This is a genomic window from Microcoleus sp. EPA2 (genome assembly GCA_020882975.1).
Taxonomy (GTDB): Bacteria; Cyanobacteriota; Cyanobacteriia; order Cyanobacteriales; family Microcoleaceae; genus Microcoleus.
Window position 1 is genome coordinate 86,869 of record JAHRFD010000002.1, and the last position, 15,976, is coordinate 102,844.

General features: G+C 47.2%; 12 protein-coding genes. 9 read left to right on the forward strand and 3 right to left on the reverse strand.

What is annotated here, in order from left to right:
* Positions 1-208: 208 nt before the first annotated feature.
* Positions 209-3,829 (forward strand): isoleucine--tRNA ligase, encoded by a 3,621-nt coding sequence (gene ileS / locus AAFP14_RS02920; RefSeq protein WP_341730818.1) that lies wholly within the window; start codon positions 209-211, stop codon positions 3,827-3,829.
* Here ileS and AAFP14_RS02925 read toward each other — a convergent pair.
* Complete coding sequence (locus tag AAFP14_RS02925; RefSeq protein ID WP_341730819.1) at positions 3,826-4,710, reverse strand: DNA cytosine methyltransferase; 885 nt, start codon at positions 4,708-4,710, stop codon at positions 3,826-3,828. The genes ileS and AAFP14_RS02925 overlap by 4 nt on opposite strands.
* Before the next feature lie 125 nt (positions 4,711-4,835).
* Between AAFP14_RS02925 and AAFP14_RS02930 the strand changes: the two genes are divergently transcribed.
* The 8 genes from AAFP14_RS02930 (at position 4,836) to AAFP14_RS02965 (ending at position 13,609) form a co-directional block, all read left to right on the forward strand.
* Positions 4,836-5,081: a helix-turn-helix domain-containing protein gene (locus AAFP14_RS02930; protein WP_341730820.1), complete on the forward strand. Its 246-nt coding sequence runs from the start codon at positions 4,836-4,838 to the stop codon at positions 5,079-5,081.
* The gene (locus tag AAFP14_RS02935) at positions 5,074-5,778 is read left to right on the forward strand and encodes an HNH endonuclease signature motif containing protein (RefSeq protein WP_341730821.1); all 705 of its coding nucleotides are present in this window, start codon (positions 5,074-5,076) and stop codon (positions 5,776-5,778) included. The genes AAFP14_RS02930 and AAFP14_RS02935 overlap by 8 nt, the downstream gene beginning before the upstream one ends.
* Before the next feature lie 302 nt (positions 5,779-6,080).
* Positions 6,081-7,733, forward strand: coding sequence for an ABC1 kinase family protein (locus tag AAFP14_RS02940; protein WP_341730822.1), 1,653 nt, complete (start codon positions 6,081-6,083; stop codon positions 7,731-7,733).
* 324 nt (positions 7,734-8,057) lie between these two features.
* Positions 8,058-8,804 carry a hypothetical protein gene (locus tag AAFP14_RS02945; protein ID WP_341730823.1) on the forward strand — a complete coding sequence of 249 codons (747 nt, stop codon included), beginning with the start codon at positions 8,058-8,060 and terminating at the stop codon, positions 8,802-8,804.
* 192 nt (positions 8,805-8,996) lie between these two features.
* Positions 8,997-9,680, forward strand: coding sequence for a deoxyribose-phosphate aldolase (deoC, locus tag AAFP14_RS02950; protein ID WP_341731075.1), 684 nt, complete (start codon positions 8,997-8,999; stop codon positions 9,678-9,680).
* A 29-nt stretch (positions 9,681-9,709) separates the two neighbouring features.
* Positions 9,710-10,588 carry a DNA repair protein RecO gene (gene recO / locus AAFP14_RS02955; protein WP_341730824.1) on the forward strand — a complete coding sequence of 293 codons (879 nt, stop codon included), beginning with the start codon at positions 9,710-9,712 and terminating at the stop codon, positions 10,586-10,588.
* A 207-nt stretch (positions 10,589-10,795) separates the two neighbouring features.
* Positions 10,796-12,361 carry an MFS transporter gene (locus tag AAFP14_RS02960; protein WP_341731076.1) on the forward strand — a complete coding sequence of 522 codons (1,566 nt, stop codon included), beginning with the start codon at positions 10,796-10,798 and terminating at the stop codon, positions 12,359-12,361.
* A 24-nt stretch (positions 12,362-12,385) separates the two neighbouring features.
* Positions 12,386-13,609, forward strand: coding sequence for a glycosyltransferase family 4 protein (locus tag AAFP14_RS02965; protein ID WP_341730825.1), 1,224 nt, complete (start codon positions 12,386-12,388; stop codon positions 13,607-13,609).
* Positions 13,610-13,973: 364 nt separating this feature from the next.
* Here AAFP14_RS02965 and AAFP14_RS02970 read toward each other — a convergent pair whose 3' ends face one another.
* The gene (locus AAFP14_RS02970; protein WP_341730826.1) at positions 13,974-14,630 is read right to left on the reverse strand and encodes an ABC transporter permease; all 657 of its coding nucleotides are present in this window, start codon (positions 14,628-14,630) and stop codon (positions 13,974-13,976) included.
* A gap of 323 nt (positions 14,631-14,953) precedes the next feature.
* Complete coding sequence (locus AAFP14_RS02975; RefSeq protein WP_341730827.1) at positions 14,954-15,709, reverse strand: ATP-binding cassette domain-containing protein; 756 nt, start codon at positions 15,707-15,709, stop codon at positions 14,954-14,956.
* Positions 15,710-15,976 lie beyond the last annotated feature (267 nt).

Genomic DNA, 15,976 nt, shown 5'->3' on the forward strand with positions numbered 1-15,976 from the left:
CTTACTGTATAAGCACTGTTCCTTCTTCCTTCTTCCTGAATTTCCCCCCTTAGGGGGGGTTCTTCCTTCTTTCTTATTTCCCCCCTTGGGGGGGGCAGGGGGGGGTGACTTCTTCCTTCTTCCTGAATTTCCCCCCTTGGGGGGGGCAGGGGGGGGTTCTTCCTTCTTCCTTCTACTAACAACTAACTACAGAAAACGTTTCTCAAAAATGGAAGCTAAATCTTACAAAGACACAGTAAACCTGCCCCAAACCAAGTTTGAAATGCGCGCCAACGCCGTCAAACGGGAACCGGAATTGCAACAATTTTGGGCAGATGAACACATCTACGATCGCCTTTCCCAGGATAATCCGGGCGATTTGTTCATCCTCCACGACGGCCCACCCTACGCTAACGGCCAACTCCACATCGGCCACGCCCTCAATAAAATCCTCAAAGACTTTATCAACCGCTACCAAATGCTGTGCGGCAAAAAAGTCCGCTATGTTCCCGGTTGGGATTGTCACGGATTGCCGATCGAACTTAAAGTCTTGCAAGATAAGAAAATGACATCGGAGGAAAGGCTGAATCTGACTCCGATCGAACTCCGCCGCAAAGCCGCCGCCTTCGCCCAACAAACAATGGAACAGCAGCGCGCTTCCTTCAAAACCTACGGCGTTTGGGGCGACTGGGAACACCCCTATTTAACCCTGAAACCAGAATACGAAGCCGCCCAAATCGGCGTATTCGGTGAAATGGTACTCAAAGGCTACATCTATCGTGGCTTCAAGCCCGTGCACTGGAGTCCGAGTTCCAAAACCGCCCTCGCCGAAGCTGAATTGGAATATCCCGAAGGCCACACGTCGCGCAGCATCTACGTTGGCTTTCATGTGAGAAAATTGTCGAAAACTTTGCAAGGGAAGAAGGCGGGCACGGGGGCACCGCCCCTACAGCGCTATATGCCGAGCCTCTGGGCTGCGATTTGGACGACTACTCCCTGGACGATTCCGGCTAACTTGGCGATCGCCGTCAATCCAGAATTGGATTACGCGGTGGTGGAACCGCCGGCAGATTCCCACATCGCCCAACAATTCATGTTAGTCGCTCTGGATGCGGTCGATCGACTATCGGCAACTTTTAATACAGAATTAAAAATACTGGCGACTTTCAAAGGTAAAGAATTAGAAGGCTGTACTTACAAACATCCTTTGTTCGATCGCGAAAGCCCGATTGTAGCTGGTGGCGATTACATTACCGCTGATTCTGGGACGGGATTGGTGCACACCGCACCGGGCCACGGACAAGAAGATTTTATCGTCGGAAAACGCTGCGGTTTACCAGTTTTAACTCCCGTAGATGAAAACGGAAATTTCACCGCGGAAGCCGGAGTATTCGCAGGTCTAAATGTCCTCGGAAATGGCAATAGTGCAGTGATTGATGCTCTTTCCGAAGCAAATGCTTTGATTAAAGAGGAAAGTTACGCTCACTCCTATCCTTACGATTGGCGCACTAAGAAGCCAACTATTTTTAGGGCGACGGAACAATGGTTTGCTTCGGTGGAAGGGTTCCGTGATGAAGCGTTAAAAGCCATTTCTAATGTGAATTGGATTCCCGCCCAAGGTGAAAATCGGATTACTGCAATGGTAGGCGATCGATCGGATTGGTGCATCTCCCGCCAGCGGACTTGGGGCGTTCCGATTCCGGTATTCTACGATGAAGAAACTAACGAACCGCTGTTAAACGAAGAAACTATCGCCCACGTCCAAGCAATTATTGCTGACAAGGGTTCTGATGTTTGGTGGGAAATGTCGATCGCCGAATTACTGCCGGAATCTTACCGCAATAATGGTCGCACTTATCGTAAGGGAACCGACACGATGGATGTCTGGTTTGACTCTGGTTCTTCCTGGGCCGCAGTCGCAAAAGGGCGATCGGAATTGAACTATCCTGCTGATATGTATTTGGAAGGTTCAGACCAACATCGCGGTTGGTTTCAATCCAGTTTACTCACCAGCGTAGCAACCAACGGTGTTGCTCCTTACAAAACAGTTTTGACTCACGGTTTTGTGCTGGATGAAAAAGGCCGCAAGATGAGCAAATCTGAAGGAAATGTTGTCGATCCAGCCTTGGTAATTAAGGAATATGGCGCTGATGTTTTGCGGTTGTGGGTGTCTTCGGTAGACTACTCGGCCGATGTGCCTTTGGGCAAAAACATTCTCAAACAGCAGTCGGATGTTTACCGCAAAATTCGCAATACAGCTAAGTTTTTGCTGGGGAATTTGCATGACTTCGACCCCGCAAAAGATGCTGTGGCTTACGGGGAATTGCCGGAACTAGATCGCTATATGTTGCACAGAATGTGCGAAGTATTTGCGGAGGTAAAGGATGCTTTTGATAGTTTCCAATTTTCTCGGTTTTTCCAAACAGTGCAGAATTTCTGTACCGTAGACTTGTCGAGTTTTTATCTGGATATTGCCAAGGATCGACTTTACATCAGCGCTACAGATGCTCACCGCCGCCGGAGTTGTCAGACGGTGATTGCGATCGCTGTGGAGAATTTGGCAAAGGCGATCGCACCTGTGTTGTGTCACATGGCTGAGGATATTTGGCAATACATTCCCTATCCCACATCGCACAAATCAGTGTTTGAATCGGGTTGGGTAAAATTGGATGCTTCATGGCACAATCCAGAATTGGCAACTCGTTGGCAATATTTGCGGCAAGTGCGTGGCGAAGTTAACAAGGTTTTGGAAAAAGCTCGGATGGAGAAGGCGATCGGTTCTTCTTTGGAAGCTAAGGTTTTATTGTATGTTCCTGATGTTGAAAAAAGAGAGCAGTTACAAGCTTTGAATCCTAGTAGTGAGGGATTGCTGGAGTTTGTGCGATCGCAAAATTCAATTATCGAGTTAGCAGCCGCGGAAAAAGCTAAAGCAGCACAAGATCTACAGGAAGCACAAGCAGCAAATGTTGCCAAGGTCTTGACAGAAACGACAATTCATGTAGAGGAGGAAACCATCGCAGAGGGCGATCGACCTTCAGAAATCATCGAATATTCTGCCGTTGAACCCTCGGTTCCCGATCCACAGCCAATCTTCGAGCGAGTTGCTCAGTTTGTAGCAGATTTACCTACCTACCTGGGCAATTTCTTCACAGAATACCAAAAGGTTTTGGTAACAGTTGGCTTGTTGGCCTCACTCTTGGTAACTGGTAAAGTAACCCTGGGAATCTTGGATACAATGAATCAAATTCCCATGCTGGGAGGACTGTTGGAAATCATCGGCATCCTATTCACCATTTGGTTTGCTTTCCGTCATTTGTTGTTCGCAGCTAGCCGTCAAGAACTGGCAGAAAATATTGAGTTGCTGACAGCAGATGTGCTGGGCAAGACCAGCGCCATTGTGCTTGCAGAAACCCAGGCGATCGTACTCACAGCCCCAGTAGAAACAGCGATTGTAGCAGTACCTGAAATCCCGCAAATGGTACTGGCGAGTTCAGTCGAACCACTGATGGTAGAAGTACCTGAAATCCAGACAAATGAATTAATTCCAGTCGAACCAAAATTAGAAACACCGGCCCAAATACCTGTAGCTTCTAATTTAGTAATGACCGGGAACGGTGTAGACGAATTGCGCTATTTGTTCATTACTTCGGAAGTGGAACTAATAGAATCGAATCAAGTGCTGCAAGAGTTACCTTACAACTTCCAGTCTCCTGATTTGGCGATTGGTGTAGTCAAAGCAGATGGCGAAAAGTGCGATCGTTGCTGGAATTATTCTACTCACGTCGGGGAGTCGATCGAACATCCGCTAATTTGCGAACGCTGTGTCTGTGCAGTAGCTGGAGAATTCTAAGTACAAGAATCAATCTCTAAGATTTGTCTGCCAATCCATTCGGCAATTCCTGGGACAACGGCATTACCAAGGAGTCTCCCTCGGCGACTGTCCATCCTGGAGGAAATCCCATCAGCCTTTCCCATTCTGTCCAAGTCAAGTTTCTCGCCACAGAGTATTGGTCTGTCAGAATGGCCTCCTTGATGTCCTCCAGTTTGGGCGCGTAACGTGGGGCAGACGCTTTTTGCCAAGGTATACCCGAAGCCACCGCGACGTTGTACCACAAGCGGAGTGTCTCCGATAATGCTTTCACAAACACTCGATCGAGTTTCCTTCTCCCTCGATTTTCGCGCCGCAGAATCCCCAGACAATTCGCCGCTGTCAGTAAAGATTCTACAGGCACGTTTCGATCTAAAACTGGCAATAAAGAACACTCTGTCTCTGTCGTGAGGTAAGCCCGTATGTCGAGCGTTACACGATAGCCATCCCCCCAAATACCCGTGCGCTTCCAGCGTGTCGATAACGACCTCAAGAGCGGTTCCTTGCTGTGCCGAGAGTAGCCCCGGCACATTTTCCAAGACCAACCACGCTGGCTGAACTTCTGCAACAAGTTCCATAAATTTGTAGAAAAGTCCGCTTCTTTCTCCTGCAAGTCCTTTTCTTTCTGTGTTGGCATTGCTGAGGTCTTGGCAGGGCCATCCTGCACACCATAAATCAGCGGCAGGGATAGTTGAATGTGTGAGGGTTCTGATGTCTTCATAAATCGGTACTTTGGGCCAGTGACGTTTTAATATTTGTTGACAATACTTATCTATTTCGCATTGAAATACAACTTTCATTCCAGCTCTTTCAAACCCTAAATCGAAACCACCAATCCCTGTGAAAAATGACGCAATTCGCATCTTAATGATAGTTCTTTATTTACACAGCTTGTAGACTTAATTGGCTTTATAGACGAAAATCGTCTACTGCACTGCTACACCACACGATATCATCCTCAATCGTAGTTTAAAAACATCTTTATCAGATGGGCGAAGCTAATATTAGTGGCTCACGAATCAAGCAGGCTCGTGAAAAACTCGGATGGGGGCAGAGCGATCTAGCCGCCGCAATCGATGTAGACTTTCACATTAAGCTGGATCAGTCAGACATTTCAGAGATAGAGCGCCAGAAGCGTGGGGTCAAAGATTTTGAGCTAGATGCGATCGCGCGTGTGCTGCAAGTAAGTCCAGAGTGGCTTTTGCGCGGAGATGAGGCAAACTCCCATGAGTGATATGGGAGCAAACCGCGAACAGTGGATCGGAGAAGCTTGCGCTGGCTTTGCAAGCACCAAGCCAGCCAATATAAATTATTATTATAGATTAATTTTAGAGACGCTTTGGCCTCCCGGTGACAGCATTCCAGGGCCAGTAGTTCCCCTATCGCATTTACGTCAAGTTATTAACAATTTTAGAGGAGAACCTTATGCAGATACGCCTAGACGCATACGAGAGTTGCAAGGGGAAGAAGGATTTTTGGGAATAGTTAGATTCGGTAGTGGTAGCAAAACAAGATATCAGCTAATCAGCATAGAAATCAGTCCCAAACGCGAACAGAGAATCAAAATCAGCGATGCTTTTTGGCAGAAAATTTTGATTAATTATCAATATCGCTGTGCAGTGTGTGGCAGACAACCGCCTCTTGTCAGATTAGATCGAGATCATAAAATTCCGCGTTTGAGAGGAGGGGGAAATGAAGAGGATAATTGGCAACCGCTATGTGCAGAATGCAATAACTTTAAAAGCACAGCCTGTAGAGGATGCCAACTTGAGTGCACACAGTGTGCCTGGGCATTTCCTGAAACTTTTGCCCCAATTAAAATATCGGCTTCTGACATCCAAAGAATTAAGGCACTTGCTATTCAACAAGGAATTAGCTCAGAGGCTTTATTAAGGCAAATAATTGAAAGCTACTTGAACAGCCAAACTTAACTACCACTTCCTTCCCCAAAATTCGATCGCCCCCTTCGCCCCAGGGCGGTTTCATTCTCCAAAAAACGAGGGGTTTGTAGGGGTAGTGGATGGTGCGTGCCTACCCCCCCACCGACCATTTTCCGTCATTTCAGAGATTGGGGCAACCGGGCGTGGGATTGCCCCTACAAGAGAATGAAACCGCCCTGCCCTTCGCCCCTTCGCCCCCTCACCCCAAGTTATTCCCCTAGATACTGGTCAGCCCACTCAACAGCGCTATCCTAGTAGTTATAGTCCTTAAACCCGATCGACCCGGAGGCCCCGTGTTCAGTCTAGTTCAAACCACTTCTCGCCAAGGAGAAATCCTAGAAGTCGTCTTCCGCAACGGTTGGGACTACATGAAAAGCCTCCTCACCGGCCGCAAAACCGACGAACCCAGTCTGCCACCCCCAGCAGTCCTCCGCAACATCCTGATCGAATTAGGTCCAGTGTTTGTGAAATTGGGACAATTGCTGAGTACCCGTCCCGACCTTTTACCCACCGCCTACCTCGACACTCTCTCCTCCCTGCAAGCCGATGTTCCCCCCGTACCCTGGTCGGAAGTAGAAGTGATTATCCGCCAGGAACTCAAAGTGTCGATCGAAGAAACCTTCTCCAAATTTAACACTCAAGCCGTCGCCGCCGGTTCGATCGCCCAAACCCACAAAGCCACATTAAAAGACGGCCGCGAAGTCGCCCTCAAAGTTCAGCGTCCCGGCATTGATATCATCATAGAACGAGATATTGCCGTCCTCAAAGCCTTAGCAGAACTTGTTTCCCTCACAGACTACGGTCAACAATACGATATCGTCGCCCTAGCCGAAGAATTTGCCACAGCCCTGCGCGCAGAACTTGATTTTATTCAAGAAGCCAGCTACACAGACGAACTCAAACGCAACCTTTCTAAAAGCCGCTGGTTTGACCCCAAACAAATAGTCGTCCCAGAAATTCAGTGGAAATTAACCACCAAAAAACTATTAGTAATGGAGTGGCTAGACGGCGTACCAATTTTGTTAGGTGATTTGCAAGGACTTCGCCACAACGGCGATGCAGATGCAGAACGCGAAGAAATTACCACCCTGCTTTGCCGCGCTTTCTTTCAACAGTTATATATCGACGGATTTTTTCACGCCGATCCACATCCGGGCAACTTATTTTACCTCAAAGATGGACGCATAGCACTCCTAGACTGCGGCATGGTTGGTCGATTAGATCCGCGCACTCAACAAAGTTTGACAGAACTGTTACTGGCAATTGTGGATTTAGACTCTCAACGCTGCACTCAATTAACATTACAAATGGCAGAATTTGCTCAGCCTACTAGCTTAGCCAATCTAGAGAATGATTTGGCTAGGATGCTGCGTAAGTATTACAATGTCAGCCTGTCGCAAATGAACTTGTCGGAAATATTTTATGAAATGCTGGCCATCACCCGCAAAAATAAAATTAGGCTACCTAGCAACCTCGGTTTATATGCCAAAACTCTCGCTAATTTAGAAGGTCTAGCGCGCGCTTTCAATCCCAGATTCAACATTGTAGAACAGGTGAAGCCGCTGATGACCGATCTATTTCGGCGTCAGTTATTCGGAGAAGATCCGGTGCAAGCTTTGCTCAGAACAGCCCTGGATCTGAAAAGTTTGTCTCTGCAATCTCCGCGTCAATTAGAAGTGCTTTTAGACCGAGTTACTTCGGAAAGTTTGAAGTGGAATTTGACTGTGAAAGAAATCGATCCTCTGCGCCGCACTTTGGGGGATTCTGCGAATCGACTTTCTTTTAGTATTGTTGTGGGTTCGCTGATTGTAGGAGCGGCAATTATTTCATCTAATTCTCAAACTGCTCAACTATCTTTTTTGAGCAATGGTTTGTTTGCAGCGGCGAGTTTTTTGGGTTTGTGGTTAATTATTAGTATTCTCAGATCTGGTCGTTTGCGGGGGTAAAAACAGTTCACAAAAATTTACATCTCACGATTTAGTGGCCTAGGAGGATATAGGGCATTGCCACAACTCGCTTGACTGACGCTGAGATACGGTAAAACTGCCAAAGGTAGCAGAATGTCGATGAAGCGTCAAGAATCACCGGACCTGAAAGGGCGGTGTGTATGTCAATGACGTACCCTAACCAAGTTGTTTTCTGGTGCTGTTTTTAATATGGAACTACCGATCGCAGCTTGTGTATCGGTAGGGTATACTCAGATGTGCCGATAGGTATTGACAGGGAAGCATAAGTAACCATATACAACTCATTACCCTTAGAAACACGACATGAAAAAACTAATTTTACTGACTGGGATGCTACTGATGATGATGGTAAAAACAGCCTTTGCCAGCCCCGTAGTTCCAAAGCTTGAAACAATCGATCCGATAGCAACCTCGGAAATTCGAGAAACCATTGAGAAACCGAGCAACGATGTCGCACCCCCACAAATTGAACCCATCAAGCCGATGTCAACATCGGAAATCCGAGAGACCATCAAAGAATCGACCACCTATATTTTTGAAGGCATCAAAGGACGAGAACTCACACTTTCCCTATGGGCTGGAGAACTGAGCGCCGAACTCTACACTCCCAGTGGCGAAAATTTGGGAACCCTTGACAAAAGAGATAATCAATGGGTAGGGAAGTTACCGGAGTCGGGCATCTACCGCGTCCGAGCCATCCCTAAAGGCGAAACCAGTAGTTTTGTATTGGAACGTGACTTTAGTGCCAAGTGGACTTATCGCCCCGATCGCGTAATTCCCATAGCATTCGGAGAAAAAGAAGGTAAAATTAAACTCAAAATGTCCGGCTACCAAATCCAGCCCCTGACAATTCAAGGGAAACGCGGACAGACAATGAGAGTCACTGCGAGCAACAAAAATCTAGATGTGGCGATCGAATCTCCGTCAGGAACACTCCTCGATCAAGGGGAAGGTCAAACTTTCGCTCAACTGCCAGAATCGGGAATTTACCGAGTCCTCGTAGTTGCCAACAGACCAATCAAGCCTGCAATCAAAGTTTCTCTGCAATAGTCTCAATTGCCAGAGAAAAAATTGCCAAAATACTATTTTATTTCTCGCATTTGCCACCAAAAAATACCAAAGCTCGCCTAGGGGCGAGTTTTTTTATCTCATAATATAAATTAATACTTAACCCTGGTTTCTTAATAATTAAATAGATTTAGATACATAATAAAGAAGTAGTGAATGCGGATAAAAACCACCATGCCTGTAAACCAGTCAGACATAGATATTGCCCCCTCGATCGACTACGGCCTAATCGACCCGACAGCCACGCCAGACCAAGTAGAAAACTGTTGCCAACAAGCAGAGAGATTTGGCTTTGTCACAGTGTGCGTATATCCATGCTACGTCCGCAAAGCTGTTGAGCTACTGCACGGAAAACGTCCAAAAGTTTGTACTGTGATAGGTTTTCCTACCGGTGCTTCGACTTCCAGGGTGAAGCTTTACGAAGCCCTAGAAGCCGCTGACAATGGAGCCGTAGAGTTAGATGTTTCCGTGAACTTAGGATTATTGAAAGCTGGAAAAATTGACGAATTCCATCGGGAATTAGCGGAGATTTGCGAAGAAACTAATCTTACTATCAAAGCAATTATCGAAAGTTCTCTCCTTTTGGATGCGGAAAAACAATTAGCGGCGGAGATTTGTATGGAGGCTGGGGCAGCTTACATTAAAACCAACACCGGCTTTTTTGGGGCGGCGACAGTTAGCGATGTACGGCTGTTGAAGGAAGTTACGAAGGGGCGGATTGGGATTAAAGCGGCCGGGGGCATTCGCACTCATGAACAAGCTCTAGATTTGATAATGGCTGGTGCAACTCGTTTGGGGACTTCTCGCGGTCCTGAATTAATCCGCCAGCGGGATAATTTGAACAAACAACAGAAATAAATAGTTAATGGTTAATTGTTATTGGTTAGATGATTAGAAATTACAAAGCAACTGGCATTAATCTCAAGAGTTCGCCCCTAGGAGAATCCGATCGCGTTTTGACAGTTTTAACGCGGGAGTTCGGCTTAATTAGAGCCGTAGCACCCGGTGTTCGCAAACAACGATCGACCATCGGCGGTAGAAGCGAATTATTTGTTGTCAACGAATTGCTCCTGGCCAAAGGTCGATCGCTCGACAAAATTACCCAAGCCGAAACTGTAGAGTCCCATCCGGGCTTGAGTCGCAACCTGGGAAAACTCGCATCCGCCCAATATTTGGCGGAATTGGCGATCGCCAGCGCCCTTTCCGATCAACCCCAAGAAGAACTATTTTGCTTGCTGAGCGAACACTTGAAGCGTTTGGAGCGTTTGTCCGATCGCACCGATACAGACTCCCTAGCCTTACTTGTCGCCCACCTGGATCAGGCAATTTTTCACCTGCTAGCCCTCGCCGGCGTTGCACCCCAAGTCCAAGTCTGCTGCGCCACCAGACTCCCCTTGATGCCAAATTTCACCGATCCGAAGTGGCAAATTGGATTTAGCATACCTTCGGGGGGAACCTTTAGCTTGTCCGAGTTAGCTAACTTAGAGACAGAAAGATTGGCAGCAACGGGTTCGGCTTACATTGGGGCTTCCCGTTCCCCTAAAACTTCTACCAGCAAACACTTGACAGATTTTTGCATTAATGCTATGGAACTAGACGCACTGCAACAGTTGGGTAGCCCAGAACTAAAAATAGGAGCGATTGGCGATGGCGGAGCTTGGGTATCAGTAGAAAATATTTTGCGGCAGTATGCCCAGTATCATTTAGGTTGTGCGATTCGATCGGGAAGTTCGATCGATGCTTATTTAGAAAGTTTTGAGTTTTGAGCAGAGGAAAAAGAGCGATCGGCACGCTCCGAACCCCAATCAGCGAGAAACCCGAACCAGCAAGTAATTGCAGGTAAAGTCCAAAGATTCTGAGAACATTGGATAATAAAAAAGTTACAAATTATTAAACTTGGCTGTTCCAGCCCTAATTTGAATTTCACATCCCGCCGAATCTCGATCGTCAAGAGCGATTTTGCCCCAAACCCCATGATGCGACTTTCCGATTCTGATTTGACAAGATCTGTTTTAAGCGTGACTCATCACCAGATGGAAGAACGAGAAAATTTGCCCAACTTCGACTCTCATCCAGTTTCCGATGTATGGAGCAAGGCCCAAGACTCAGAAATGGATAAATATCCCACCACTCCCGAACCAAACAGGGGAAATGGCCGCGTCAAGCAACCGGAACAAAAATTCCCCCAGCAAACCACCCCCGAATCAGCCCCCACCAACTCAGCAGCAATTGTCGAAAATCCCGAACCAGAAACAGGATTTCTGCCAATTCTGAAAAACCGTAATTTTTTAGCATTGTGGAGCGGCCAAATTTTCTCCCAGCTAGCAGATAAAGTGTATCTGGTACTGACCATCGCCCTGGTAGCCAGCAACTTCCAAGCAGCGGATCAAACCATCAGCAGGTGGGTGTCCGCAATCATGATTGCCTTTACAATTCCCGCAGTGCTGTTCGGAGCCGCCGCCGGTGTCTATGTTGATAGATGGCCAAAAAAAGCAGTGCTCGTAGCCACAAACCTGCTGCGGGGAAGTTTAGTTTTAAGCCTGCCCATAGTGCTGTGGCTCTCTAAAGGCATAGAAATAGGTCAATTACCCCTCGGATTCTGTTTGCTGCTGCTGGTGACATTCCTAGTTTCCACCCTAACTCAATTTTTTGCCCCAGCAGAACAGTCAGCCATTCCTCTGATGGTAGAACGTCGCCACTTGCTCACCGCCAACTCCCTCTACACTACAACCATGATGGGTTCGGTGATTATTGGTTTTGCAGTGGGAGAACCCCTACTAGCTTTAGCCGATACTCTCTTTACTAACCTTGGTGGCGGCATCGGCATTGGCAAAGAATTAATAGTAGGAGGAAGTTACGCAGTCGCCGGAGTCTTGTTGCTTTCCCTGAAAACTGGCGAAAAAACCGAGGTGGAACACGAACCGCCACATCCCCTAGCTGACTTGAAAGATGGGCTACGTTACATCAACGATCAACCAAAAGTCCGTAATGCTTTAATCCAACTAATTATTCTGTTTTCGATTTTTGCAGCCTTAGCAGTTTTAGCAGTGCGGTTGGCCGAAATACTTCCAGGTATGAGGGCTTCTCAATTTGGCTTTTTGCTGGCGGCGGTGGGTGTGGGTATGGCAGCAGGAGCCACAACAGTTGGTTATCTTGGTAACAAATTTTCTCACTCCCAATTCAGTTTAATTGGCTCCATCGGCATGGCAGTTGCTCTGATTGGTCTGTCTCTATTTACACACAATTTGTGGATATCCGTACTATTCATTACCCTGTTGGGTGTATTTGCGGCGATCGTCGGAGTGCCAATGCAGACTACAATTCAAGCAGAAACTCCAGAAGAAATGCGGGGAAAAGTTTTCGGGCTGCAAAATAATGCCACTAATATCGCCTTGAGTTTACCCTTGGCCTTGGCAGGAGTTGCTGAAACATTTCTGGGTTTGCCAAAAGTATTTTTGGCTTTGGCTGGGTTAGCGATCGCAGGTGGTGTCTTAACCTGGTATATTTCCCGTAATACCACAGTCGATCGACTCCCATAAAATAACAAACTCAAATTTACTTGAATGCACATTGCTTGGCTGGGAAAAAAATCACCTTTTTGCGGTAACGTCACTTATTCTAGGGAAGTCACCAACGCACTTTTAGACCGGGGCTACCAAGTCAGTTTTCTGCACTTTGCCCAAGAAGCAGAACTAGAAAGGAATAAGGCAGCGTGGAGTATGGCTAATGGGAAATGGGGGGCAGAAATTGCTCCCACCTCATTTGCTGCATCGCTCCCACCCGTGAGTTGCAACGAAGTCTCCTTACCCTGTCTTTACAAGTCGCAAATTTATACAATTCCCACTTTCAAATCCAGTAAAGTGCTGATGAAATCTCTGCGGCGGCTGCAACCGGATGTCGTTCACGCTTCGCTCACCCTTTCGCCTCTAGACTTTTTGCTACCAGAAATCTGCCAAGAATTGAATATACCCCTGGTAGCAACTTTTCACCCGCCCTTCGATCGCAAATTGCGGAATTTGACATCGGGAACCCAACACCTGATGTATCAACTGTACGCTCCGTTTTTAGCTCACTACGACTCCACGATCGTATTTTCTCAGATTCAGCGGGATATATTGGTGAAGTTGGGAGTACCCGAAGAGCGGGTGGCTGTGATTCCCAACGGAGTAGACGCAGTTAAGTATTCTCCAGGGCCTTCTGGGTTGAAGTCGGAACTAAAGGCCGATCGCATTTTTGTCTATCAAGGCCGCATTGCCCCAGAGAAAAATGTCGAGTCCCTGCTAAAGGCCTGGAAACAATGTAATTTTGGTCCTGGAAACCTATTGGCGATCGTCGGCGACGGGCCCCTAGCCGCCTCGCTGCAACTATTCTACGGCGAAGATGAGGGCATTGTCTGGCTCGGATTTGTCGCCGACGAGGAACGGCGGATCGAAATTCTGCGGGGTGCAGATGTGTTTATTTTGCCTTCTTTGGTAGAGGGATTGTCGCTGTCACTGCTGGAAGCGATGGCCTGTGGCTTAGCCTGTTTGGCCACCGATGCCGGCGCTGACGGCGAAGCCTTGGAGGAAGGGGCTGGGATAGTTTTAAATACTCAGCGGGTGCGGAGTCAGTTGCAAACCTTGCTACCGTTGTTTTGCGATCACCCGGAAATGTCACAGATGCTTGGCCAAAAAGCTCGCCAACGGGCGATCGATCGGTATACTCTCAGTCAGAATATTACTGAGTTGGAAAAGCTCTATGCACAGGTTTTGCAAGGCCAGCGCCTACCAGTTCGGGGCTTAGCCTAACAGATATAACTCGTCCCCTGGCTCTGGCCTGGGGATGCAGATGCGGAGGCTCTGCCTCTATATAAGATCGCCCTGATGGATGGCGATCGCACCCTTATTGGAGTTTAGACTAAGCACAAATTGACTCAGCATGAGCTGAGTGGAAAGAATGGTTAATCAGCGAGAGGTTCTCAAGGTTAACTTACGAATTTTGTTGATTTTTGGAACCGACCTTTGCCCTTTTTTACCACAGGATAGCGACATCTTTGAGTACGACTGGCATTTATATTATGGTTGAGTCTGATAGCTTGTCGCCAGCGACCATTGCCGTTCTTGAGAACTGTGAGCTAGTCTCACAGCGATCGCACTTTTTGACCTGCTTAGTCTAAACTCCAATTGAATTGATAGTTTTCATCTCACTTTTCGACAGCCGTTGTTCAATCAAACCCAACCCAAAATCAGCAGCTAGCGCCATCAAAGCCGCCGGAATTGCCCCTGCAAAAAGTAACTGATTATTCACTGTCGCCACACCCCGAAAAATAAACACTCCCAAACCGCCGGCACCGATCGCAGCCGCAATTGTAGCGAGCCCGATCGCAATTACCGCAGCAACTCGCACCCCCGCCAAAATCACCCCCATTGACAACGGAATTTCGACTTGAAATAACAGTTGCCAATCCGTCATACCCATGCCTTTCCCAGCTTCCCGAATCGCAGGATCGACACCAATAATACCAGTATAAGTATTGCGGATAATCGGCAACAAAGAATACAGAGTCAGCGCAATGATTGCTGTGCGATCGCCTATGCCGCCTATAATGGGTACTGGAATTAGCAAGCCAAATAATGCTAAACTGGGAATAGTTTGCATGATATTGGCAAAACCCAAAATAGTCTTTTTTAACTGCGGTTTTCTACTGATTAAAATACCGAGGGGAATACCCAAAGCAATCGCGACCCCAATGGCAATTGTTACTAAATATAAGTGTTCCAGAGCACGATGAATAATTTCTGAGCCATAACGATTTATAAATTGTATCATTGGTATTTGGTAATTGGAATTGTGTAGGGACACGGCAATGCCCATAGGTGTCAACTTAAGGTAGAACCAATAGTCCGGCAGGGGTTGAAACCCCTGCCTCAAAGCGCAAGTCCTCTCAAAGAGGACTGAAGAACTCTTTAGTCCTCTTTGAGAGGACTGTCTTCTATTAGACAGGGGTTTCAACCCCTGTCGGACTCGCGGGATGACCAATGAACTTGGCGGGCTGACAGCTTAAGTTGACACGCTTTGGGCTCTTGGAGTGTCCTAATCGACGATCTTTGCCGGACACGGCACTGCCGTGTCCCTACAGCCGTTATTATTAATTATCCAGTTCCAGGTAATTGCAAACATTCCAAAAAGGCGATCGCCTCTGGTTGCTGAGATTTCATAAAATCATCAGGAGAAGCCAACTCAACCAACTGTCCATTTTGCATCAAACCAATTCTAGAAGCTAACAAAAAAGCTTCTTGAATACTATGAGTCACGAAAATCACAGTTTTGCCCAGTTGCTGCTGCAATTTATAGAATTCCCGCTGCAATTCCAGGCGAGTAATCGGGTCTAAAGCACCAAACGGTTCATCCATTAATAGCACGGGAGGGTCCGCCGCTAGCGCCCTAGCAACCCCCACTCGCTGTCGCTGTCCGCCGGATAATTGGCTGGGATAGCGTTTGGCGAAGTGCTGGGGGTCGAGGTTGACTAATTCTAGCAGTTGGTGGACGCGAGATTGAATGCGATCGCCCTCCCAGCCTTCTAATTTTGGCACTAAACCGATATTTTGCTCCACTGTAAAATGAGGAAACAAACCGATTTCTTGAATGACGTAGCCAATTTTTCGCCGCAGTTGAATGGAGTTCCACTGAGTTGTCGGTTTTCCCATGACAGTAATTTCGCCACTGCTTGGTGTCAGCAGATTGTTAATCAATTTCATGGTAGTAGTTTTACCGCTACCACTGCGTCCCAGCAAGACCAAAACTTCTCCTTGCAGCACTTTGAAATTGAGGTTTTCTACTAAATTGCGGCGGTTGAGGCGATAGGTGACATCGAAGCATTGGACAGCAACTTCATTCTGGGAAGGCATGGGTAATTTCAGTGATATTGGTTTGTACAATCAGTTAATAACAGGGTTTACGCCCTGTTCTACAAAGAGTTAATTGGGTGCATCTGTGTTTGGCAAATATATTCGTAGGGGCGAAGCATGACCGCTGTAAATCTCTCGTTATTACTAATAAATTGTCTGCGGTCATGCTTCGCCTATGCAGAATCGGGATGCTCCCAGTTAATTTGATTGTGGGTGGCAGAAACCTGGTTTTTTACGAAAATACACAGGTTGAAGCCCGAAGATTAG

Coding starts and splice junctions, on each gene's coding strand:
- ileS (WP_341730818.1), top strand. CDS start 209: ATGGAAGCTAAATCTTACAAAGACACAGTAAACCTGCCCCAAACCAAG.
- AAFP14_RS02925 (WP_341730819.1), bottom strand. CDS start 4,710: ATGCGAATTGCGTCATTTTTCACAGGGATTGGTGGTTTCGATTTAGGG.
- AAFP14_RS02930 (WP_341730820.1), top strand. CDS start 4,836: ATGGGCGAAGCTAATATTAGTGGCTCACGAATCAAGCAGGCTCGTGAA.
- AAFP14_RS02935 (WP_341730821.1), top strand. CDS start 5,074: ATGAGTGATATGGGAGCAAACCGCGAACAGTGGATCGGAGAAGCTTGC.
- AAFP14_RS02945 (WP_341730823.1), top strand. CDS start 8,058: ATGAAAAAACTAATTTTACTGACTGGGATGCTACTGATGATGATGGTA.
- deoC (WP_341731075.1), top strand. CDS start 8,997: ATGCCTGTAAACCAGTCAGACATAGATATTGCCCCCTCGATCGACTAC.
- recO (WP_341730824.1), top strand. CDS start 9,710: ATGATTAGAAATTACAAAGCAACTGGCATTAATCTCAAGAGTTCGCCC.
- AAFP14_RS02960 (WP_341731076.1), top strand. CDS start 10,796: ATGATGCGACTTTCCGATTCTGATTTGACAAGATCTGTTTTAAGCGTG.
- AAFP14_RS02965 (WP_341730825.1), top strand. CDS start 12,386: ATGCACATTGCTTGGCTGGGAAAAAAATCACCTTTTTGCGGTAACGTC.
- AAFP14_RS02970 (WP_341730826.1), bottom strand. CDS start 14,630: ATGATACAATTTATAAATCGTTATGGCTCAGAAATTATTCATCGTGCT.
- AAFP14_RS02975 (WP_341730827.1), bottom strand. CDS start 15,709: ATGCCTTCCCAGAATGAAGTTGCTGTCCAATGCTTCGATGTCACCTAT.